Source organism: Planococcus beigongshangi (assembly GCF_016820495.1).
GTDB classification, from domain to species: domain Bacteria; phylum Bacillota; class Bacilli; order Bacillales_A; family Planococcaceae; genus Planococcus; species Planococcus beigongshangi.
Genome location: NZ_JADHDU010000008.1, coordinates 40,071 through 61,992 on the forward strand (window position 1 = coordinate 40,071; position 21,922 = coordinate 61,992).

Genomic DNA, 21,922 nt, shown 5'->3' on the forward strand with positions numbered 1-21,922 from the left:
ATGGAGATGAAAAAAACAGCAGCAGCATTGCTGGCTTTAGTGTTCATATTCAGCATGATGAATACGGCGGCGGCACAGGTGAAAATCCCCGCTGTCTATATAGCGCTCGGCGATTCACTGGCAGCCGGTCAGACACCAGCCAGCCAGATTGATACAGGTTACGCCGATCTGATCGCCCAGGAACTGGGGCGCAATCAGCCAGTCGCTTTCTTTTCGAAGGATCTGGCGTTTCCCGGATATACGACTGCTGATGTGCTGGAACGGATAAGAGAGGAAGAAACAAAGGAAATCCTCGCTTCAGCGAATATCATCACGCTGTCTGCAGGGGCCAACGATCTGCTGCGTCTGGTGCAGGCGAATCCGGCAGATGGCTCGCTACGTTTCGAGCGCATCCAGTCAGATTTCGCACTCAATAAAGCGAGACAGAACGTCAGTGAAATTCTGCAGGAATTGGCAGGGGCCGCCCCTGCAGCCGATATTTATGTCATGGGCTATTATTTCGCTTATCCGCATGCCCGGGACACCCAAAAGTCGGGAGTCGCTGCGCAATTGGATATGTTGAATGCGATTTTGAAAAATGAAGCAGAAAAAGCGGGAGCGAAATTTATTGCTGTCGATGAGGCATTCGGCCTTGAGTCAGTGTCCAAAGTGCCGAACGCTGCGGATGTGCATCCAAGCTTCGAAGGCTATCAGGCGATGGCCAATGCGTTTCTGGCGCAATACCGTGAAGGATGGGTCATTGAAGACTGGGAATTGCCTCAGCCGAATCCGATCAGTTTTGATGAAATCCTGAGACGCCAGGAAACTGGCAACGAGGCTGAAGGTGATGCAGGAGCAGCTGCAGGGCCTGAGTCTCCTGAACAGGATGCTGAAACTGTAGAGGATGAGTCATCTGCAAGCGTACTGCCGGATCTCAAGTCTGGCTATCTCGCCTTGCGCACCATATTGCCTATCATTTAAAAGTAAAATCCCTCTTCTGATACGCAGAAGAGGGATTACTTGTTTTATCGGCGCGTTTTACTTGTTTTATACTGGCTGGTGTTCGTTTGGACATTTCCTTTGGCTTTTTTCTTATTCATGAATTTACGTATGATCGGATAAGCTATAGGACCATATTTAATCGCTGTTCTAAGTAATCTTCCGACTGCCATATATATCGCTCCATTCGTGTTTAAAGGTACTCTTTAAATTCCCTCTTTTCGCTTTGCCTAAACATGCCGTTCAGCTCAATGCGTGATTCAGCAGGATATCTTTATATTCGTGGACACTTGATATCAGTACATATTCCGCATTGCCATGCCAGTCGCCGCCAGACGGACCGAACTCAATGGCACCTTCACCGCCGTTGACGGCAGCATAATAGCGGGTATCGGCAGCGCCATGCTGGCCGAAAAGGATGGCGTCGTTTCCGGTAGTGGAGCGGATACTCTGTCCCAGTGATTGGATATAGGGATTTTCTTCTGTTGTGGTCAAAGCGGGAGTTGAGGCAGAACTGGATTCATAATCAAAATCGATATTGAGGGTTTCTCCCAAATCCACCATCTGTCTGGTGATTTCTTCCGGGTCCTGACCCGGCATAAAGCGGATGTCATAGGACATCTCACAGATTTCCGGCACCATATTATAGCGTTTGCCGGCATTGATAATGGCGAGGTTGACCGATGGCTGATCATAATATTCGGTCGATTCTTTTCGGAAAGGCAGTTCCGCCATAGCCATATGATATTTCATGGCCTGCTCAATAGCATTGACCCCTTCCCATGGTCTGCTGCCATGCGCAGGTTTTCCTTTAAATACCATGTCCATATGAAGGATGCCTTTTGACTGCAGTCCCACTTTCAGACCTGTCGGTTCACCGCAGATGACAAAATCTCCACTGTAGCCTTGCGATACAAGCCATTTCGATGTATTGCGCCCACCGATCTCTTCATCGGTGACAAGATGAAGTTCGACTTGGCGGCTCAGATTTTCCGGCTCAAGTTCGATGAAAGCCTGCATCATTGCTGCAACTCCAGCTTTCATGTCCGCTGAACCGCGGCCAAACAGGCGGTCCTGTTCTTCCATTGGTGTAAATTGATCCGCGTGTCCTGGCACCACATCGACGTGTCCATTCCAGATAAGCTTTTCATCGCCCTGGCCTTTTGTGGCTGTCAGCATCAAATAGCCATCATTGTCATGGACTTTTACGGTTTCCCCTTTTTGTTCAAGCCATTTTGCGCAAAACAGAAGTGCTTCGTTCGCCCCTTCTTTTGTGTAACTTTTAATTTTAATCAGATCTTTTAACAATTCAATCATTTATAAGCAGCCATTTATGCTGCCTCCACCGCCTTTCCGAGACATTTACTTCATTTTTACCCTAATATCCGCTGGTGAAACGAACTTGCATCTCTTCATTTTGTCCGTTACAATACAGGTGTTACGAAAATAACTGTATACACCACAAGGGGAGCTTTTGCTGAGAGTGAACGATTCCGTTCTTACCCTTCGAACCTGTAGGTTAATGCCTGCGCAGGGATGTGGATAGAAACCTGCCCTTTTAAGCGGCGCCAGGATCTGTCCCGGCGCCGCTTTTATATGGTTTTTATTAGCGGCCCTTCTGGTGATGTGCAAACACATGGGGAGGAAATCATGAGAAATAGAAAATTATTGCTGATGCTCGAAATAGCGATTTTCGGTGCACTCGGCTACGTCCTGGATTTCATTGCGTTCAGTATGCCGCAAGGCGGATCGGTTAGCCTGGTGATGATACCAATCGTACTGATGGCATTCCGGCGCGGATTGGGTGCTGGGCTTCTGACGGGGCTGGCGGTCGGTTTGCTTCAGCTCGTCACCGGGCGGGTTTATATCGTACCGCTGTCATTCGGTTTCGCGTTCACGCAAGTGACACTCGATTATCTTGTCGCTTTCGCAAGCGTCGGATTTGCAGGGCTGATGAGATCCTTCTATTTGAAGAATCTCCGGAACGGGACGAAAGGGCAAGTTGTAGCCGCAATAGTTGCTGGTGCCTTTATCGGTGCATTCCTGCGCTATCTTGTGCATGTCATCGTAGGTATCCTGTTTTTCAAGGAATTTGCGACCGGCAACGTTTACCTGTATTCATTCGGCTATAACGCTACATATATGTTCCCGGCATTCCTGTTGACGGCATTTATCTGCTCGGTCCTGTTCATCGCCGCACCGCGCCTGATCGATGTGAAAGAATAAAGGAAGGAGGCTATCTTAGGATAGTCTCTTTTTCATTGTCCAGACTTTCGGAGCTTAACGGGCGCGGTCGCTTTTCTAATATGCTATAATTTCTAAATAGAAAAGTTTGAAAGAAGGGTATTGAATGATTGCTACAAATGAAAAAGATATTGAAATGCTGAAAAAAGCCGGCCAGATGGTTGCCAAGATCCGCGAGGAGATGAAAGCTGCAACCAAACCCGGCGTTACAACTAAAGAGCTTGATGAACTGGGCGGGCGCCTGTTCAAAGAACTGGGCGGCGTATCAGGGCCGAAATCGGAATATGATTTTCCTGGCTATACCTGCATCAGTGTCAACGAAGAAGTGGCGCACGGCATTCCGGGCAAACGGGTCATCCAGGATGGCGACATCGTCAACATTGATGTTTCCGGTTCATACGAAGGCTATTTTTCTGATACGGGCATCTCTTTTGTCGTCGGTGAAGGCCATGCCGATAAGGAAAAAATCTGTGATGTGGCTGAACTGGCTTTCAACCGGGCGATGACGAAAGTCAAAGCGGGGGCAAAATTGAACCAGATCGGTAAAGCAGTGGAGCGGGAAGCAAAAGACCAGGGACTGTTCGTCATCAAAAACCTGACTGGCCATGGCATCGGTAAATCATTGCATGAAGCGCCGCAGCATATCCTGAATTATTACGATGCGTGGGAAACGACGATTCTGAAAGAGGGGATGGTTCTTGCTGTCGAACCGTTTATCTCACAAAAAGCGGAACACATCATCGAATCAGGCGACGGATGGACATTCATCACCCCTGACCAGTCGCTTGTGGCTCAGATCGAGCACACGGTCCTGGTGACAAAAGGTGAACCGATTTTATTGACTAAATTAGAGGAATAGAAAAAAGCCTGCATAGCGCAGGCTTTTTTTACATTTTATGGGCTGTTTCTTCATTAATACTGACATTTTTCTTTATCAACAATATGCCGGTGACGATTACGCCGCTCAGGAACAGCGAGGCGGTGGTGACAAGCAGCTCGCTGAATCCGTGTTTCACGGCGATGCCGATGAACGCCCAGATGAAAACGGCGGCAAATGGGATATCCGAATGGTGGAAACGTACATGAAGCGCAAGTGCCGTAGCGACAGTGAGCATGATGACCGCCCATAATTCGTTGCTCAGGCCCCAGCCGCTCCAATTATGAAAGGTTAGTACATAGCTGATGTTGGTGATGGTGGCTACGCTGATCCATGCTAAATTTATTGAAACGGGCATCCGCTCGGTCAATTTCGATTCATTGTTCTTGTATTGGAGGTATAAAAGGATAAGGGCAGCCAGATAAACCAGCATTGCCGCGATAGACCAGATAAAGAATTCATAATGCCACAGCAGCAGCCAGCCGATATTGGCAGCAGCGCTCAGGATGAAATAAAAACTGATTGCCACAGCAGGCGTTTCATGATTTTTCTTATAGCGAATCCAAAAACCTGCAATCCAGATGGCCAATAATATGTATATGACTGACCAGATTGAAAAGACGTAGCCGGCGGGTGTGAACAGTACAGGGAGCCTGTTGGATATTTCTCCTGTCGTCTGTCCGTTGATCGGCAATATATTGGCTAAAGCATTAATTGTAACAATAGCCATAAAAGCGATCGTCATCAATATCAAACGGAACATCTGTAATCCCTCCTCGCTAACAGTATACCTGTCCTTCATTCCCACAACAATTAAGTGTTTGCGGAACATGGGAAATAATTCCGAGAAATCGTCTATATTATGACAAGGCGTAAGAAAACTTCGATCAATAGTAGGGAATATTCCGTAAACCGAAGAAAAATGGTATACTTAGAATTGTTTTTAGAAAATTTAGTTTACCGGGAGGAAACAGCATGACAGTTAAATATCCGGAAGTATGGGATTTGGACGTATTATTCCCAGGTGGAAGCGATTCCGCCGAATTGCGTGTACATATGGACGAAGCAGGACCGAAATTGGTCGAATTCGAAAAGTTATCTAGAAATTTCAGCGTCCCTGAAAAAACGGAGGATGCCCGCCAAGTGGCAGAAGTGTTGGAAGCGGTAAAAGATGTGATGCTGCACCTTCGCCAGTCAGGCGCATTCATCGGATGCCTTCAGGCGCAGAATACGGAAGATAAAAAAGCTTCCTTGTTGCAAAGTGAATCTTCGAGCCTCAGCGCCCGCTTCAGCTCGGCCCTGCAGAAAATCCAGCAGGATCTGACGAAGACTGATGACGCAGTCTGGAGTGAATTGATGAAAGATGAAGAGTTATCGGAATTCACATTTGTCCTGAATGAATGGCGTACAAAAGCGAAACTCCTCCTTTCTGAAAAAGAGGAAAACCTGATCACTGCGCTCAGCATGGACGGCTATCACGGCTGGAGCCAGCTTTACGATATGCTGGTCGGAGAGATCAAAGTCAAAATCACTGTAGATGGTGAAGAAAAAGTGATGTCAGTCGGCCAGGCGAATAATTTAAGCGCCCATGCAGATGCTGCTGTCAGAAAAGAATCCTATGATAAGCTGGAAGAAGCTTGGACAGAAAAAGAAGAGTTTTTCGCAAAAACACTGAACTCGATAGGCGGCTTCCGCCTTGAAGTCTATAAGAAACGCGGCTGGGAGAATCCCCTGCAGGAACCTTTGCAGATGAACCGCATGGAGCAGAAGACACTGGATGCAATGTGGAGCGCCATTTCAAAACACAAACAGCCGTTTGTCAGCTACCTGGACCAGAAAGCGAAATTGCTCGGCAAAGATAAACTCGACTGGTACGATGTGGATGCACCGGTAACGGAAAGCACGCAGACATTTTCTTACCAGGAAGGTGCAGAGTTTATCCTTGAGCATTTTAAAAAGTTCGGGCCAGAGCTTGAAAAATTCTCCCGCAATGCTTTTGAAAAGGGTTGGATCGAAGCGGAAGACCGTCCAAACAAACGGCCAGGGGGCTTTTGTACGGGATTGCCGATGACGGAAGAATCCCGGATTTTCATGACATACAGCGGGTCGATGTCAAACGTCGCAACGCTTGCCCATGAGTTGGGCCACGCATTCCATTCGTATGCGCTTCGTCCTGTGCACCAGATCAACCGCTCGTATGCGATGAATGTTGCGGAAACCGCATCGACGTTCGCTGAAATGATCGTAGCGGATGCCGCAGTGAAAAATGCATCATCGACTGATGAAAAAATTGCGTTGCTGGAAGATAAAGTTCAGCGCAGTGTCGCCTTCTTCATGAACATCCATTCGCGCTTCCTGTTTGAAACACGTTTTTATGATGAGCGTAAAAAAGGTGTCGTTCCGGCTTCGCGCCTGAATGAATTGATGGAAGAAGCACAGATGGAAGGCTTCGGAGGCGGATTGAAATCAGCGCATCCACACTTCTGGGCATCTAAACTGCATTTTTATATCACGAATGTGCCGTTCTATAATTTCCCGTATACGTTCGGTTATTTGTTCTCTCTTAGCGTTTACGCAAAAGCGTTGGAAGAAGGGGCAGGATTTGAGGAGAAATACATGGCGTTACTGCGTGATACGGCTATTATGACAGCTGAAGACTTGGCGCTGAAGCATCTCGGGGAAGATATTACTCAAGAAGCGTTCTGGGAAAAAGGAATTGCTCTTTGTGTGAAAGATGCGGAAGAATTCATATCGCTGACGTCATCCACTGACTGATATGAAGAACTTAGTCTTGGCTGGCCGACTGTGCTACCTCCGGGTTCTGACAGATGACGATGCTGAAGAAATGGTGCAATTGCTCCTCAGCAACCGGAATTATTGGGCGGTTTTCGAACCGCGTCATCCGGACAGCTATTTTACAGTGGCTGTTCAGCGTGAAAAAATCCGTGAATCCATTTATCAATCAAGGGAGAACCGGGAATACAGTTTCGGCATTTTCGAACACCGGTCGCATAAACTGATCGGCCATATCTCGATGTACAATATCAAGCGCCTGCCTTTCCTGAGCGCTTTAGTGGGTTACTCCATTGATGAGACATACAGTGGACGCGGCATTTCAACGGAAGCTGTGCAGCTGCTCATCAAATTCGGCTTCGAGAAATTGCGGCTTCACCGGATCGAAGCTTATGTGTCACCCCGCAATACAGGTTCCATCCGGGTACTGGAGAAAGCAGGATTGATCAATGAAGGATTATTGAGGGAGTTTCTCCATATCAATGGAATCTGGGAGGATCACTATCATTTTTCCATTCTGGAAGACGAATTTTGAAAGGGTAAGGCCGCCTATAAAAAATGGTGGAAAGATCTGAAAAGGTGGCTATGGGAATGAACCGTCCCGTTTAAGTTGCCAGTCCATAAGAAAACCGCCGGGAACAGTTTCCCGGCGGTTTTTGGTTTCAATTTTTATTGCCGTCGACGATGAGGTCGAGTTTGCCTGTCGCCGGGTCTATGACAAGGCCGTGAACAGGTACTTCCTTATCCATAAGCGGATGGTGGCGCACCATATTGACACTGTGTTTGATGCTTTCGGTCACATCGTCGAATCCGCCGAGCCATTCATCCAGATTGACGCCGGAATAGCGCATCATATCCAGGGTCTCTTCGCTGATGCCGCGGCCTTTCATCTTATCAAGGATCTTTTCAGGTTCGATCGCCGACATGCCGCAGTCATGATGGCCGATTATGTATACTTCAGACGCATTCAATTCATAGATCGCAACCATCAGGCTCCGCATAATCCCCCCGAATGGGTGATTGATCACAGCACCTGCCGACTTGACGATTTTCACATCACCATTTTTCAGGTTCATGGATTTCGGCAGCAATTCAAATAACCGTGTATCCATACACGTCAGGATGACCATCTTTTTATCCGGGAATTTGGTGGTGCGGTATTCTTCGTATTTTTCTTCCTCGACAAACTTCTTATTGTAGTCCAATATTTCGTTTAACATCGACACATTATTCACTCCTCAAGGTTTGCTGTCTTTCATTTTAATCGAAATCCAGTCAATTGACTATTCTCAACTATTGGACAATAGAAAAGCGACGGCACCCGTTAAGCTCTGACAAGCGTAAGACAGAACAATGAAGTGGCGGTTTCTGCCACGTAATTGGGCTGGCTTACGACTCGAAGAGCTGGGTCGCCGGAGTCTGGACAACGAAAAAACCGAAAGCGCAGGCTTCCGGTAAATGGTTATTTTGAAATCTTATCGAGCTTGCTCATCATGACAAGCGAACGTCCTGTTCCGATAGCAACAGACTCCAGCGGCTCAGGCGCCATATGGACAGGCACAGAGATTTCCTGTGACAGCCATTGCTGCATGCCTTTCAGTAAAGCGCCGCCTCCAGTGATCACCACTCCCTGGTCAACGATATCTCCGGACAATTCAGCCGGGCAATTCTCAAGCGTCGCACGGATGCACTCAAGAATAGCCAGCAACGGTTCTTTCAATGTTTCCTGAATTTCCGTCGACGTCAATGTCACAGTCTTCGGCAGACCGGTCATGATATCGCGTCCCCGGACTTCCATCGATTCCGCTTTATGCGGAATCAATGCATACCCGATTTCTTTTTTGATCTTTTCGGCAGTGATTTCACCGATCAGTACATTGAAATGCTTGCGCACATACTGGACGATGTCATCATCCATGCGGTCGCCGGCAACTTTAACGGTATTTGAAGACACTACGCCGCCAAACGAAATGATTCCGACTTCAGTCGTACCGCCGCCGATGTCAACAATGACACTGGCAATCGGTTCGCTGACGGGAAGGTCCGCTCCTATCGCTGCGGCCACCGGCTCCTCGATCAAGTGAACGCTTTTCGCGCCGCTTTGTTTGACTGCATCAAGAATTGCACGCCGTTCCACGGAAGTTGCCCCGGAAGGCGTACAGATCATCACATTCGGTTTACGGTAAGCGCCGCCCAATTGTTTGGCTGCCTTTTGCATCACCATCCGGAGCAGGTCCGTCGTTACGTTGAAATCTGCGATGACGCCGTCTTTCAAGGGACGCACCACACGAATGGATGCAGGGGTTTTGCCGATCATCGCCTTGGCATCTTCCCCGATGGCGAGTACTTTTCCTGTTTTTGTATCGAGTGCCACAACAGATGGCTCATTCAAAATAATGCCTTTTGATTTTGTATAAACGAGAATGTTTGCTGTTCCAAGGTCAATCCCGATATCTGATGAAGAAAACATAACTATACTCCTCCTAATAAAAAACAAGTCCATTTTGAATTTTAACACGCCAAATTCCGCTTGTTTTTCAAAAAGCAGCTATCTGCAATATAACGGGGGCCTATTGTCTCCTGAAAACGGAATTTCGTGGGACCATTGATTTGGAATGTTACGGTTTTGCAAAGCAAATGATTCGGAACTGTAATCTATCAGACATTTTAAATATCAAAAAGCAGGCTTTTGGATAAAAGCCTGCTTTCGGGGATTGCTTAATATTTATCCTCTGGAAGTGGATCGATATGTTCTGCATCATGAGTATGCAATTCTTTACCAAGGAAATGCAGAAGCGTAAAGAAGAACAGGAAGATCACTACCATAAAGCCCAGGACAGTAACTAATTGTTCAAGCATGCTAAAAACTCCTCTCGACTTTATTGTCATCTCTTAGTATACATGATACGAGATAAAAGATTAAGTGTCGAATTATTGAGTATTAAAACGCCCAGTTGCCGTTTCTGAAAATCGGTTCACGGGTCCCGTCTTCCAGGATGCCGTCAATATCCATCACTTCAGAACCGACCATGAAATCAACGTGGGTGATACTTTGGTTGAGACCGTGTGCCAGCAATTCTTCAGAAGACATTTTCTTGCCGCCTTCGATGCAGAAAGCATACGCACTGCCGATCGCGAAATGGTTGGAGGCATTTTCGTCAAACAGGGTGTTATAGAAAAGGATGTCAGAAGCCGAGATTGGTGATTGATGCGGTACCAATGCAACTTCTCCTAAATAGTGGGAACCTTCATCCGTTTCAACAAGCTGTTTCAGGACATCTTCCCCTTGTTTTGCAGAAACGTCGACGATGCGGCCATTTTCGAAGGTCACTTTAAAGTCATCGATGATATTGCCGCCATAGCTAAGCGGTTTCGTGCTTGAGACATAACCGTTCACGCCGTCTTTCTGCGGAACTGTGAAAACTTCCTCGGTAGGCATGTTGGCCATGAAGACGTCGCCTTTTTCATTGATGGAACCGGCTCCACACCAAAGGTGGCCTTTTGGCAAAGCGACTTCCAGGTCCGTGGACGGGGAAGTGTAATGTAATTTAGCGTATTTTTTATTGTTCAGATAATCCACTTTCGTGTGGAGCAATCTGTCATGCTCTTTCCACTCCTGGATCGGATCTTCCAGGTCTGCGCGGACCGCTTTGAAGATTGCGTCCCACAATGCGTCAACCTGCTGCTCTTCCGGAAGTTCCGGGAACACTTTCGCTGCCCAGGCTTTCGATGGCGCGGCGATGACGGTCCAGCTGATTTTATCGGATTGAACATATTGACGGTATTTGCTCAGTGCCTGGCCCGCGGCTTTTTGAGAAGCGGCGATGCGTGTCGAATCGATGCCTTTCAGAAGGTCGGGGCTCTGTGAAACGATGCTCATGAATGCAGCGCCTTGTTCAGCCAGTTGTTCGCGTTCCTGGACTTTCCACGAAGGAAACTCCGAAAACGAATCTTCCGGTGCCATTTCAAAGCGCAGACGTGATACTTCGTCATCATTCCAGTCGACGAAAACCTGTTTCGCTCCTGTTTCGTATGCTTTCTTTACAATCAGTCTTACAAGCGGTGCCGCTTCAATCGAAGCTGCTATATACAATTGCTGGTTCGGCTGGATATTGACGCCGACTTTCACTGCCAATTCCGCATAGCGTGTCAGTTTATCAGTTAATGATGTCAAATAGATCTCTCCTCTCATCTCTCTATATAGTATCAATTTTCAGTTAGGGTCTGCAATGCCTGCCCTTCGAAAATCGTCTTTATGCATAAATATTTTGAAAATAATCAGTCTTGGGCGGAGTGATTTCCATAAAAAGAGAAGAATTTATGCTGAAGCCGTGAATCAGGTTTTAGATTGGGAGCATGAGGAATATAGAAGAGAGGAGCTGAGTCGGATGAAAACACAAGTCTTTATCAGCGGCGGCGGCATCGGCGGACTGGCATTGGCCCTTAAACTTGTTCAGCGGGATGTCGATGTCATCATGGCGGAACGATTAAAAGCGAAAGCGTCCACCTATAAAGGGGAATTGCTTCAGCCAAAAAGCATGCAAATCTTTGACAGCCTCGGCATGTACGACGAAATCACAGCCCGTGGCAATGAAATAAAAATCCTTGATATGCTCGAGTTATCCAGTTCACTGCATGTAAAAGATCAGTCTTTCATGGATTACAGCGTACTGCCAGGCAAATACAATGCCGCTTTCATGGTCCATCATGAGGAACTGAAAGAGATCCTATTGAACGCTGCGAAGGAATACAGGAATTTCCACTATATGCCAGGCACGTCCTGTACAGGCTACACCGACAATAAAGCTTTGCTTAAAGCCGGCAAAGAACAATTCGAAGTCGAAGCTGATTTCTTTTTCGGCGCTGAAGGCCGGGCATCCGTTACTAGAAAGCATATGGAGATTGATATCAAACAGAGCACCTACAATCACCATTTCCTTACGGTATCATTTCCGAGACCGGAGAATTTCACGGATGGCCAAATCATTTCTACATATAATCGTTTTCTAGGGCTGTTCCCGTTGCCGGACAACCAGGTCCGTTCGGTATATTTGATTCCCGAAGGGGATTATAAGGAACTCAAGGAAAAGCCCATCAGCCACTTTCATAAACTGTATACGGATCTGGCCCCGGCTATGGATGGCTATGTCCAGCAGCTGACAGACTGGAAGAAGATCCAGCTGATGATCCCGGTCATGTTCCATGCTCCAGCATACGTCAAAGACAATAAGGCGATCATCGGCGACGCAGCACATGCTGTCCATCCGATGGCTGGTGAAGGTATGAACATGGCGATCCAGGATGCCGATATTCTGGGGGAACTGACAGCTGATATGATCAGCCGCCATAAAGCGGATCCGGAGAATCTGAAATGGTACGAGAAGGTCCGCTATAAGAGGGCGGAGCATGTGCTGCAGCTCAGCCATCTTGCGGCGCTCGCCTATTCCTATCCATTTAAACCGATAAGTTTTTTACGGCAGCGCACTTTCGAACGAATGGAAGAAGATCCAATCCTTCATTTTAAACAAATGCTCAACGTCTCGGGTCTTGGCATGTGGAAGGAAAATGTCCGTGACCGTTTTATCCAGGGCGGCATCATGCCGGTGCGGATGAGAAATCTGCCAAATGAAAAAAAAGAGCTGAGATATTACACGCAGGAAGATGATTATCCATGGAAAGCTGAGGGATTGCTATGATAGATGTGATGAAGATGTTCAAAGCAAGAATGTATATGAAGAGAAATGAGCCATTTTTATATAGTTGGCATGCTTACGTAGGATACGAATTGGACTTGTTCAGTGCCTTTGAACGCCCAATGGCAAAATCCGATGTTGCAGATGCCTATCGCCTTGATGAAAATTTGCTCGATCAATGGGTAGCGGTCGGCGTCTCGATCGGCCATTTGAAGGAAGCGGGGCGTGGGCGTCATAAGGTGAAAAGTAAATGGAAGCTTCCGAAACCGAAAGGCAATAATTCCTCCGGCGTCCTTTTGAAGGAGATGATGGAACTTCATATTCCCACCCTGCTGAATTACCCTCAGATGATGCGCACGAGCGACCGGCTGCATTTCGATGAAGATAAACATGCGCCGACAGTTGCAGAAACGAGCAGGTTGCTGGAAGTGCTGGCGATGCCGAAAATGGCCAAACGGATCCGGGAGAATGATATACGTTCAGTATTGGATATAGGCTGTGGTGAAGCGGGCTATATCAAAAAGTTGGCGGGCAAATTTCCTGAGACACATTTTACCGGAATCGAAATCAGTGAAGAAGTTACAGAAACCGCAAAACAACTGACAGCAGAAGATGAAAATATTGCGATCGAAAATGCCGACCTGTGGGATTACAATCCCGAGCAGCCCTATGACATGGTCATGATGAATAATGTGCTCCATTATATTGACCTCGAGAAACGGGAGGCCCTGATTTATGAATTGGCAGGCTGGGTCAATCCTGGCGGTATCCTGTCCATGGTCACACCGATTGCTGGCAGCAGCGATGATCCGCCGTTCGCCAATGTCTTCAACAGCTTCTTTTCCTCGTTCGACAACCTTTACCGTCTTCCGACACGTGAAGAACTGCGTGAATGGGGCGAGTCAGCCGGTCTCGAGATGCTCGGCATCCATACCGTCATCAAAGAAGGCGGCTGGTATATCGCCCAGTACAGGAAACCGGAATAATAATTATGGGAACAATAAGAAAAGCCTCCGAATATATCTTCGGGGGCTTTCCTTTAAGTTGTCGAGCAAGAAGCAAAGCTAAATAAACGATACTGTGCAAAACAGCTTCGCTTTCCTTGGGGTTTGCGCTGAGCTAACTCGGCCTCGGTGTCCTTCGCCCGAGTGGATCTGCACTTCGTCGAAACAGGGTTGAAAAGCAGTCTCCGTTTCTGTTCACCTGGGAGCATCGCTCTTTTACTCTAGTTCTTATAAATAAAGAGTTTCACTATTTGCATTTACTGAGAAAACTTGTACATAAATTCTTCACAGAATTCGAATGGAGCAGAAGGCCGCGACTCCTGCAGGAAATAGAGCGAGTCCTGAGACCCCGCAGATAGCGTAAGCTATCGAGGAGGCTCAGGCAGCTCCCTGCGGAACGCGTCGGCCTACAGCGAAAATGATTCAAGCAGATGAAGTTTCTCGACAGCCTAAAAATCCCCCGAATAAATTTCGGGGGATTTCCTTTTTGCTTATTTTCTTAACGAGCCAAGTTCCTGCGCGATTGCCTGCATTTCGTTCGGCGTAATATTGTCGCGTTTTTTGACCATTTCGTAAAGGTCGCGCAAATCTTCATACTGAGAAGCATTGAAATGTTCGGGTTTCATCGCATCGACATTGACCATCCGCAATTTCGTTTTTATTTCCTCAATCATATAGTTGACGTTCTCTGGAGATTGTTTTGATAAATCCATGATAGGTTCCTGCCTTTCGGTATGGTATGCCTTATCATTTCATTTATCAAAAAGAATGTCAATTTCCTGAACGGGCAAGATCGGCTTTCGCCTCCTTTTCTTCTTTAGCTTTCGCCACAATTCTTTTCGTTTCGAAGACTATGACACCAGACAGCCCCAACAGGCCGATTAAGTTCGGAATCGCCATTAAACCGTTCATGACGTCAGAGAATGTCCAGACAACAGTAAGTGATGCAGTCGAGCCCAGGAATACTGCTGCGACGAAAAGAATGCGGTATACAATCAGCAGACTCGGGTTCTTGAACAGGTACTGGAAACATTTTTCGCCGTAATACGACCAGCCGATGATTGTGGAAGTCGCAAAGAAGATCAATCCGAATGCAACGACATATGGTCCGACGCCGCCAAGGAACTGGCCGAATGCTGCACTTGTAAGCGGCGCACCTTCAAGGCCGCTGTCGAGATATAGGCCGGACATGACGATGGTAATCCCTGTAATTGAACAAACGATCAATGTATCGAACAGGACCTGCGTCATCGATACTAAAGCCTGGCGTCCAGGCATATCGGTTTTTGCAGCAGCAGCGGCAATCGGGGCAGAACCGAGACCGGCTTCGTTGGAGAATACCCCGCGGGCGACCCCGTAACGGATCGCGGCACCGATTGCACCGCCGGCAGCTGCTTCACCTGTAAAGGCAGCACTGAAAATAGTGCCGACAGCCGCTGGGATCAAGTCGAAATTCATGACCATGATAACCAAACCTGCAATTACATAGAATAAAACCATGAAAGGAACAAAGAAAGATGTTACTTTACCGATGGTCTTGATGCCGCCCAAAATGACCAAGCCGGCAAATGCTGTCAGAATGAGTCCGGTAGCCCATGGAGTCAGGCCGAAAGTTTCGTCGACAATTGAAGCGACAGAATTGGATTGTGTCATATTACCGATTCCGAATGCTGCGATGGCACCGAAAATAGCGAACAGGACAGCGAGCCATTTCTGCTTCAAGCCGTGTTCCAGGTAATACATCGGTCCGCCGGCCATCTGGCCTTTGGCATCCGTCACACGATATTTGACGGCAAGAACAGCTTCGCCGTATTTTGTCGCCATTCCGAAGAATGCCGAAAGCCACATCCAGAAGACCGCTCCTGGACCACCGAGCACGACGGCTGTAGCGACACCGACGATATTACCGGTACCGACAGTTGCAGCCATTGCCGTGGAAAGGGCCTGGAAATGTGAGATATCACCTTTGGAATCTTTATCAATATTTTTAGAAAAAGTTAATTTAAGTGCATAAGGCAATAAGCGCAACTGAAGGAATCCAAGACGTACTGTAAGATAAATCCCTGTTCCGACAATCAGGACTAAGAGTGGGATGCCCCAGACATAGCCGCTGATCGTCCCCAATATTTCTTCAAATCGTTCCATCAATTCTCCCCCTGTTATATGTATTTCTATTTTAGTGAAATAATTTCACACCTCCCGTTGATACAATATTCCGAAAGTTTGCCCATTTAGTCAAGGTTTTTTTATAATTAAAAATATGGAAGTTTAAATTTTGGGAGATTAGGGAAAAATTCAAAAGACACGATAGAACTAACTATTTATTCGGGAGGAATTCATGATGAGCCAAAACAAATTAATGACAGGATTATTGGTAGGTGCGGCAGTAGGGGTTATCATTTCATTATTTGACCGTAATACCCGCAATGATGTTATACAGAAATCGAAAAGCGTTTCAGACAACGCCAAATATTACGCAAGCAACACAGATGAATTGAAATCTGCTGTGCAGCAGCAGGCTTCCAAATTCCAGAACCTTTACGAGCGCGTATCTGAAGATGCGTCTTATGTAGGAGAAAAAGTCAATGAATTGAAAGACTTGGCTCCTCAAGTGAAAGAAATGGCGCTTGATACGAAAGAGGCGTTCGTTGATACAAAAGAAGCTGTTGTCGATTCAACACAAGATGTTAAATCTGCATTGAAAGAAGACAATCCTTCAGCGTCTTCCTCAATCACCGGCAACAGTTCGGACCGCGATTCGGAATATGGGAAAAAGCAATAACTCCCTGAAATCTTCCAAAACAGGCAGATCAGACAATCAATTTCAAGGGTCGGATATAAAGGATGCTCATTTTGATGTGTCACGTCCGTCCGGTTTTTTAAAAGAGCTATGGAAAAGGATCAATGATGTGGATGTCACAGGACTGGGAGCGCAATTAGCGTTCTTTTTCCTGTTGTCAATCTTTCCATTATTGATTTTTCTTATTACGCTTCTTCCATATTTAAACATTGCAGAAGAGCAGATTTATAATTTGATGGCGGATATTGTTCCGGGTGAAATCTATCTTTTAATAGAGGAAACTTTGAATGAAATTTTGACTCAGGAAAATCGCAGCCTGCTTTCCGTTGGCCTGATTGCCACAATCTGGTCGGCAAGTCTCGGCATGAATGCACTTATCAAATCGTTGAATCTATCATATGGGGTGGAAGAAAATCGCCCGCTATTGATTGCCAGGGGCATGTCGATCATTGCGACAATCCTGATGATCTTCATACTGCTCATTGCTTTGGCGCTGCCGATATTCGGCCGCCAAATCGGCGTATTCATCTTTTCTTTGTTCGGACTTGAAGCCGGCTTCCTGGAGACGTGGAACATGCTGCGCTTCACGATAACGCCAATCATCATCTTTGTCATTACAGCAGTCATCTACTGGGCTGCGCCGAACATCAAACTGGATTTCCGGTCAGTCCTTGTTGGAGCGGCTTTCACAGCGGTTGCCTGGCTGGGTGTTTCATTCGGCTTTTCTGTATACATCAATAATTTCGCCAATTATTCCGCAACCTACGGCGGAATCGGCGGCGTCATCATGCTGATGCTATGGCTGTACGCCTCGGCAATTCTTCTGATGATCGGCGGGCAGATCAATGCTGTCATGCAAATACGCCGGAATGCCAATAAAGAGAAAAAAGCCGGTCTCCCTTAAATCGTTCAAGGGAAACCGGCTTTTTTAATCTGTCTTCATCATTCTATTTACTTTTCCTGTTCGGGGCGATTTTTAAACTGCTGCATTTTACCGTCCAATTCGTCCACCATGGCAATCAGCCGATCGATATCTTCCAGTTCAGCCGTTTCCGGTTCAATGGAGTCGAGAACTTCCAGAAACATGTTCAAGCGCTGTTTCATATAAACCACTTGCTGTTCTTTATCAGTAATGGATTTACCCATAACATACACCTCATTTCATTTCGCCTACTATCGTATCTGAAATTGTAACAAATTTCAATAATGGGTAGGTAGAAAGAGTGATTTTAGTAAATTATCTATTTTGAATATTTACACAAATAAAATACTGTGTTAACGTTAGGTTAATCAAAAGAAAGGAGGCCATAATGAATAGTCGAAACCAATCATCAAGTTGCAAGTAAAAGGAGGGGGTTCGAACATTTCACCGGCAATCGCCGAAAATGGTCTATATGAGAAAAACTGAAAATGATAACGAAACATAAAAGCTCAGCCGGAATCTGAAATTCAGATAACGACTGAGCTTTTATTGATTATACAAGTTCAAAAGTTTCCACAACTTCAATGGAACCTTCCACTGAACGGACCATCGAGCAATTTTTTCTCGTGAGATCCATGACGCGGGGCATTTTAGCTTCATCGATTGCACCTTTGATGAGGAAATGGAGATGTACTTTTGCGACACGTCCCGCTTCTTCATCAATACGGACAACTTCTTTCACTTCCACCTGGATATCATCTGCAGGCATCCGCTGCTTTTCCAGGATTTTGCGCATGACGCCTGCGCTGCAGACGGCTAAAGATGCCACCAATAATTGGTACGGACGGAATCCATGTTCATCCTTCGATGAGACGATAAGTTCACCAAAAGGCAGGTCGCCCGAAAAACCATGTTCTGTCATTGAAAATTTCATCATCTATCTCCTCCTTATGCTAAAATTGTATCTGAAATTAATTAAAATTCATATGAAGGTGCTTACTGGAAGGAGACAGCATGAAAAAATTCTTGGGAAGTGACAGTGGGCGTTTTTGGATTCTCGTGGCAATCGTTTCAATATCAGGGTTTTCACAAGGGATGCTTTTACCGCTGATAGCGGTTATTTTTGAGCAGGACGGAGTGTCCTCCGCATTGAATGGCCTGAGCGCCACGGGATTATACATAGGTACTTTAATAATTGCCCCGTTTATGGAACCTCAATTGCGGCGTTTCGGGTTTAAGCCGATCATCATTTTCGGCGGTGGACTGGTTATCCTGTCCCTATTGCTGTTCCCGCTTTGGAAATCCGTTCTATTCTGGTTTTTCCTGCGAATTCTTATCGGCGTCGGTGACCAGGCGCTCCATTTTTCTACACAGACCTGGATCACCAGTACATCGCCCCAAAACCGGATGGGCAGAAATATCGCAATATACGGCATGTCGTTCAGTATCGGTTTTGGTTCCGGCCCGTTATTCGTTCCGCTCGTAAATATATTTGAGGCACTGCCATTCATCATTTCAGGATTATTATGCCTGACAGCATGGGTGTTGGTATTCTTCCTGAAAAATGATTTTCCGGAAACTACGACTAGCGCAATGACCACCCGCGGCACAGTGAAACGCTTTAAAGCGGCAATCGTCATCGGCTGGTTCGCCTTTTTGCCGCCTCTCGGCTACGGCTTTTTGGAAGCGTCCCTTAACGCCATTTACCCGGTTTATGCGTTAAGGCAAGCGATCGATGTCACGATGGTTTCCTTTATGCTGGCGGCTTTTTCAGTTGGAGCCATCGCAACACAGCTGCCTCTCGGAGAGCTCAGCGACCGTATCGGAAGAAGGAAAGTGCTGCTGCTCGCCTTGTTCGGTGGAGCGGCGGCATTCGGCACAGCGAGTTTCTTTGAGACCAATGCCTGGGTGACATTGGCGTTCTTCGTCCTTGCAGGAATGTTCGTCGGCTCCACCTTTTCGCTCGGCATTTCCTATATGGCGGATCTGATGCCGAGGGAATTGCTGCCGACGGGCAATCTGCTCTGTGGCATCGCCTTCAGCGTCGGAAGCCTCGCCGGTCCCATCATGGGCGGCCTATTCCTCGACCTTACGGAGGAACTGAGTTTTCTGCTATTGATAGCGGCAGTTTTACTGCTCATTTTCACGATCATCGCTTTCCGTGGCAATCAAATCAAAAAGGCTGCTGCAGAACGCGTCCACCTGAAGTGAAATGATTGAAACAAATGATGTATCCCGACATAAAAAAGACCTTCGGAAAAAATCCGAAGGTCTTTTTTCTATTTCAATACCAATTTTGTAACAGATTCCACCTGAGCCGTCTGTGGGAACATATCGACGGGCTGGATATATTCGATGCGGTAGATTTTCGTCAGTTGCTGCAAATCTTTCGCAAGGGTAGATGGATTGCATGAAGTATAGACGAAGCGTTTCGGTTTTACAGCCAGAATCGTTTTTAACAGCGAGTCGGCAAGACCGGTGCGGGGCGGATCGACTGTCAGCACATCTGGTACGAAATTTTCGCGGCTCCAGACATCCAGCCATTTTTCTGCTGTGCCTGTGACATATTTCGCTGCCACGCCCTGGCGTTTAGCATTGGCTTTTGCATCGACCACACTGTCATGGATAACGTCCATGCCGCGAAGTTCGCCGGCACCGTCCGCAAGCCATAAGCCGATTGTGCCGACGCCGCAATAAGCATCGACCACTTTTTCAGTGCCTGTAAGTTCGGCGGCACGTTTGATTTCGTCGTAGAGTTTTACAGTCTGTTTCGGGTTCAGCTGGAAGAAGGCGCGCGCTGAAAGGTCGAACGCCAGCTCTCCGAGTTTTTCGTGGATAGTGTCTTTGCCGTATAGCGTAATGGTCTCATCGCCGAAAATAAGGGAAGTTTTCTCGCTGTTGATATTTTGCACAATCGAAACGAGATTGACATCAAGTTCTTTCAGTTTCTCGACCAATAAATCTTTTTTCGGGATTTTTGCCCGGGTCGTCACCAGCACCAACTGGATTTCACCGGTTTCGACGCCCGTACGGACGACGATTGTCCGGATGATGCCCTGCATCGTTTTGCCGTCATAGATCGGAATGCGCATATCTTCCAGAATCCGTTTCACTGAATTCGTGATAACCGTAGTGTCGGGATGCTGGACGATGCATTGTTCGATATCCAGCAATTGATGGGATCCTTCGGCAAACAGCCCGGCAATCACTTTGGATCCTTTCAGGCGGGTCTGGAACTGGCTTTTATTGCGGTAATGCCACGGATCTTCCATGCCAATGGCCGGTTCGATCTGGACATCGACGCCTTTCAAATAGCGTTCCATCGCCTGTACGACGAGATCCCGTTTTTCCACAAGCTGCTGGTCATATTTCAAATGCTGCAATTGGCAGCCGCCACAAGCGTCATAGACGGGGCACGGCGGAGTCTGCCGATGGGGAGAAGGCTCGCGCAGCTTGACGATGCGCGCTTCCGCGAAATTCCGTTTCACGGATGTGACTTGCGCCGTTATTTCTTCTCCAGGCAATGCACCCGGCACAAATATGACATTGCGTTTGAAAAAGCCGATGCCTTCACCGTTGATGCCGAGCCTTTTGATCGTCAGCGGGAATTTCTGGCCGGTTTCAATAATTGGTTTGTCATTCATTTAGCACACGTCCTTCGTTTGGTCATCCGTACATTATAACGCTATTTATAAATATCAGCCAGAGCCGATCTTAAATCGGCGTAATCGAATTCAAAGCCATGCTGCTGCAACACTTCCGGAAGCACACGCTGACCTTCCAGTACGAGGCGGCTTTTATCGCCGAGCACGGCTTTTAGGGCAAACTCCGGCACGGGAAACCAATGAGGGCGCCCCAGCGCACGCGCTATTTCCTTGCCGAAATCCTTCATGCGCTTCGGGTAGGGCGCGGTGACGTTGAACGGACCTTCAAGATCATCCGTTTCAATGGCAAATAAAATTGCGCGAGCCACGTCGTGAACGTGGATCCAGGACAGCCATTGCCGGCCGGAACCGACTGTGCCGCCGCCGAAAAGTTTATACGGTAGCGCCATCAACGGCAATGCGCCGTCTTTTTTGCCAAGGATGATGCCGAATCGGCCCATTGCTACACGGACGCCCATTTCTTCCGCTTCCTCCGCGAGCCGTTCCCATTCAACAACAGTCTTCGCAAGGAAATCATCTCCGATTTCCGCTGACTTTTCCGTATAGGTTTTTTCAGTTGAAGCAGGATAAAGTCCGACGGCGCTCGCATTGACCAGCACTTTCGGTTTTTCATCCATTGCCCGGATAATCCGCAGCACTTCGTTCGTCGCCTCGACACGGCTGGAGTAGATCAATTCTTTTTGTTCATCGTCCCAGCGGCCATCATTGATCGATGAACCTGCAAGGTTGACGAAAGCATCGGTGCCCTCGAGTTCGTTTTCAGGCTGTGCGCCTTCCGTCAGCCACTGGACATACTTCAAACCGTTACCGGATGGTTTCGGGCTCCGGGTCAAAATATAAACTTCATGCCCGTGCTGCTGGAAAAGCTGGGTCATTTCCTTCCCGGCAAAGCCGGTTCCTCCTGTAATTGCAATTTTCATGCTATCGCCTCCATTTCCTTTATAGT

At 47.2% G+C, this 21,922-nt stretch carries 23 protein-coding genes and 1 riboswitch; of the genes, 10 read left to right on the plus strand and 13 right to left on the minus strand.

The window, feature by feature from the left end:
* The first annotated feature begins 6 nt into the window (after positions 1-6).
* Positions 7-960 (plus strand): SGNH/GDSL hydrolase family protein, encoded by a 954-nt coding sequence (locus IQ294_RS14145; RefSeq protein ID WP_203334711.1) that lies wholly within the window; start codon positions 7-9, stop codon positions 958-960.
* Between the two features lie 44 nt (positions 961-1,004).
* On the opposite strand, the gene IQ294_RS16540 is transcribed toward IQ294_RS14145, so the two are convergent.
* Both IQ294_RS16540 and IQ294_RS14150 read right to left on the minus strand, forming a co-directional pair.
* Positions 1,005-1,151: a hypothetical protein gene (locus IQ294_RS16540; RefSeq protein WP_489884383.1), complete on the minus strand. Its 147-nt coding sequence runs from the start codon at positions 1,149-1,151 to the stop codon at positions 1,005-1,007.
* Positions 1,152-1,221: 70 nt separating this feature from the next.
* Positions 1,222-2,295, minus strand: a complete 1,074-nt coding sequence (locus IQ294_RS14150; RefSeq protein WP_203334712.1) for a M20 family metallopeptidase — start codon at positions 2,293-2,295, stop codon at positions 1,222-1,224.
* A 137-nt stretch (positions 2,296-2,432) separates the two neighbouring features.
* Positions 2,433-2,532: riboswitch (TPP riboswitch) on the plus strand.
* 96 nt (positions 2,533-2,628) lie between these two features.
* On the opposite strand from IQ294_RS14150, the gene thiT reads away from it, so the two are divergent.
* Entirely contained in the window at positions 2,629-3,204 is a 576-nt protein-coding gene (gene thiT, locus IQ294_RS14155) for an energy-coupled thiamine transporter ThiT (RefSeq protein ID WP_203334713.1), read from the plus strand.
* A gap of 124 nt (positions 3,205-3,328) precedes the next feature.
* Positions 3,329-4,081, plus strand: a complete 753-nt coding sequence (map, locus tag IQ294_RS14160; protein WP_203334714.1) for a type I methionyl aminopeptidase — start codon at positions 3,329-3,331, stop codon at positions 4,079-4,081.
* 28 nt (positions 4,082-4,109) lie between these two features.
* On the opposite strand, the gene IQ294_RS14165 is transcribed toward map, so the two are convergent.
* Positions 4,110-4,862, minus strand: a complete 753-nt coding sequence (locus IQ294_RS14165; protein ID WP_203334715.1) for a TspO-related membrane protein — start codon at positions 4,860-4,862, stop codon at positions 4,110-4,112.
* A gap of 212 nt (positions 4,863-5,074) precedes the next feature.
* Here IQ294_RS14165 and IQ294_RS14170 point away from each other — a divergent pair, with 212 nt between their 5' ends.
* Positions 5,075-6,874: a M3 family oligoendopeptidase gene (locus IQ294_RS14170; RefSeq protein ID WP_203334716.1), complete on the plus strand. Its 1,800-nt coding sequence runs from the start codon at positions 5,075-5,077 to the stop codon at positions 6,872-6,874.
* Between the two features lies 1 nt (position 6,875).
* A complete protein-coding gene (locus IQ294_RS14175) occupies positions 6,876-7,427 on the plus strand; it encodes a GNAT family N-acetyltransferase (protein ID WP_203334717.1) in 552 nt (183 codons plus the stop codon).
* A gap of 127 nt (positions 7,428-7,554) precedes the next feature.
* Here IQ294_RS14175 and IQ294_RS14180 read toward each other — a convergent pair whose 3' ends face one another.
* From IQ294_RS14180 to IQ294_RS14195, 4 genes are all read right to left on the minus strand, one after another.
* A complete protein-coding gene (locus tag IQ294_RS14180; protein ID WP_203334718.1) occupies positions 7,555-8,118 on the minus strand; it encodes a carbonic anhydrase in 564 nt (187 codons plus the stop codon).
* 236 nt (positions 8,119-8,354) lie between these two features.
* Positions 8,355-9,362 (minus strand): rod-share determining protein MreBH, encoded by a 1,008-nt coding sequence (mreBH, locus tag IQ294_RS14185; protein ID WP_203334719.1) that lies wholly within the window; start codon positions 9,360-9,362, stop codon positions 8,355-8,357.
* 248 nt (positions 9,363-9,610) lie between these two features.
* Positions 9,611-9,751, minus strand: coding sequence for a hypothetical protein (locus IQ294_RS14190; RefSeq protein WP_203334720.1), 141 nt, complete (start codon positions 9,749-9,751; stop codon positions 9,611-9,613).
* Between the two features lie 82 nt (positions 9,752-9,833).
* Positions 9,834-11,066: an aminopeptidase gene (locus IQ294_RS14195; protein WP_203334721.1), complete on the minus strand. Its 1,233-nt coding sequence runs from the start codon at positions 11,064-11,066 to the stop codon at positions 9,834-9,836.
* 214 nt (positions 11,067-11,280) lie between these two features.
* Here IQ294_RS14195 and IQ294_RS14200 point away from each other — a divergent pair, with 214 nt between their 5' ends.
* Together IQ294_RS14200 and IQ294_RS14205 are read left to right on the plus strand one after the other, a co-directional pair.
* Positions 11,281-12,588, plus strand: a complete 1,308-nt coding sequence (locus IQ294_RS14200) for an FAD-dependent oxidoreductase (RefSeq protein WP_203334722.1) — start codon at positions 11,281-11,283, stop codon at positions 12,586-12,588.
* On the plus strand, positions 12,585-13,571 hold the full coding sequence (locus IQ294_RS14205) for a class I SAM-dependent methyltransferase (RefSeq protein WP_203334723.1): 987 nt from the start codon (positions 12,585-12,587) through the stop codon (positions 13,569-13,571). The genes IQ294_RS14200 and IQ294_RS14205 overlap by 4 nt, the downstream gene beginning before the upstream one ends.
* A 509-nt stretch (positions 13,572-14,080) precedes the next feature.
* On the opposite strand, the gene IQ294_RS14210 is transcribed toward IQ294_RS14205, so the two are convergent.
* The gene (locus tag IQ294_RS14210; protein ID WP_203334724.1) at positions 14,081-14,302 is read right to left on the minus strand and encodes a DUF1128 domain-containing protein; all 222 of its coding nucleotides are present in this window, start codon (positions 14,300-14,302) and stop codon (positions 14,081-14,083) included.
* A 58-nt stretch (positions 14,303-14,360) separates the two neighbouring features.
* Entirely contained in the window at positions 14,361-15,734 is a 1,374-nt protein-coding gene (locus IQ294_RS14215) for an alanine/glycine:cation symporter family protein (protein WP_203334725.1), read from the minus strand.
* A gap of 196 nt (positions 15,735-15,930) precedes the next feature.
* Between IQ294_RS14215 and IQ294_RS14220 the strand changes: the two genes are divergently transcribed.
* Together IQ294_RS14220 and IQ294_RS14225 are read left to right on the plus strand one after the other, a co-directional pair.
* Positions 15,931-16,371 (plus strand): YtxH domain-containing protein, encoded by a 441-nt coding sequence (locus IQ294_RS14220; RefSeq protein ID WP_203334726.1) that lies wholly within the window; start codon positions 15,931-15,933, stop codon positions 16,369-16,371.
* Positions 16,372-16,447: 76 nt separating this feature from the next.
* Entirely contained in the window at positions 16,448-17,293 is an 846-nt protein-coding gene (locus IQ294_RS14225; protein ID WP_349291370.1) for a YihY/virulence factor BrkB family protein, read from the plus strand.
* 47 nt (positions 17,294-17,340) lie between these two features.
* Here the strand turns inward: IQ294_RS14225 and IQ294_RS14230 are convergent, their stop codons facing one another.
* Both IQ294_RS14230 and IQ294_RS14235 read right to left on the minus strand, forming a co-directional pair.
* Positions 17,341-17,535: an SE1561 family protein gene (locus IQ294_RS14230; RefSeq protein WP_203334728.1), complete on the minus strand. Its 195-nt coding sequence runs from the start codon at positions 17,533-17,535 to the stop codon at positions 17,341-17,343.
* A gap of 329 nt (positions 17,536-17,864) precedes the next feature.
* Positions 17,865-18,245: an OsmC family protein gene (locus tag IQ294_RS14235; RefSeq protein ID WP_203334751.1), complete on the minus strand. Its 381-nt coding sequence runs from the start codon at positions 18,243-18,245 to the stop codon at positions 17,865-17,867.
* Positions 18,246-18,325: 80 nt separating this feature from the next.
* On the opposite strand from IQ294_RS14235, the gene IQ294_RS14240 reads away from it, so the two are divergent.
* Positions 18,326-19,522, plus strand: a complete 1,197-nt coding sequence (locus tag IQ294_RS14240; RefSeq protein ID WP_203334729.1) for an MFS transporter — start codon at positions 18,326-18,328, stop codon at positions 19,520-19,522.
* Positions 19,523-19,590: 68 nt separating this feature from the next.
* Here the strand turns inward: IQ294_RS14240 and rlmD are convergent, their stop codons facing one another.
* Positions 19,591-20,955 (minus strand): 23S rRNA (uracil(1939)-C(5))-methyltransferase RlmD, encoded by a 1,365-nt coding sequence (gene rlmD, locus IQ294_RS14245; RefSeq protein WP_203334730.1) that lies wholly within the window; start codon positions 20,953-20,955, stop codon positions 19,591-19,593.
* Positions 20,956-20,996: 41 nt separating this feature from the next.
* On the minus strand, positions 20,997-21,896 hold the full coding sequence (locus IQ294_RS14250; protein WP_203334731.1) for a TIGR01777 family oxidoreductase: 900 nt from the start codon (positions 21,894-21,896) through the stop codon (positions 20,997-20,999).
* Between the last annotated feature and the right edge of the window lie 26 nt (positions 21,897-21,922).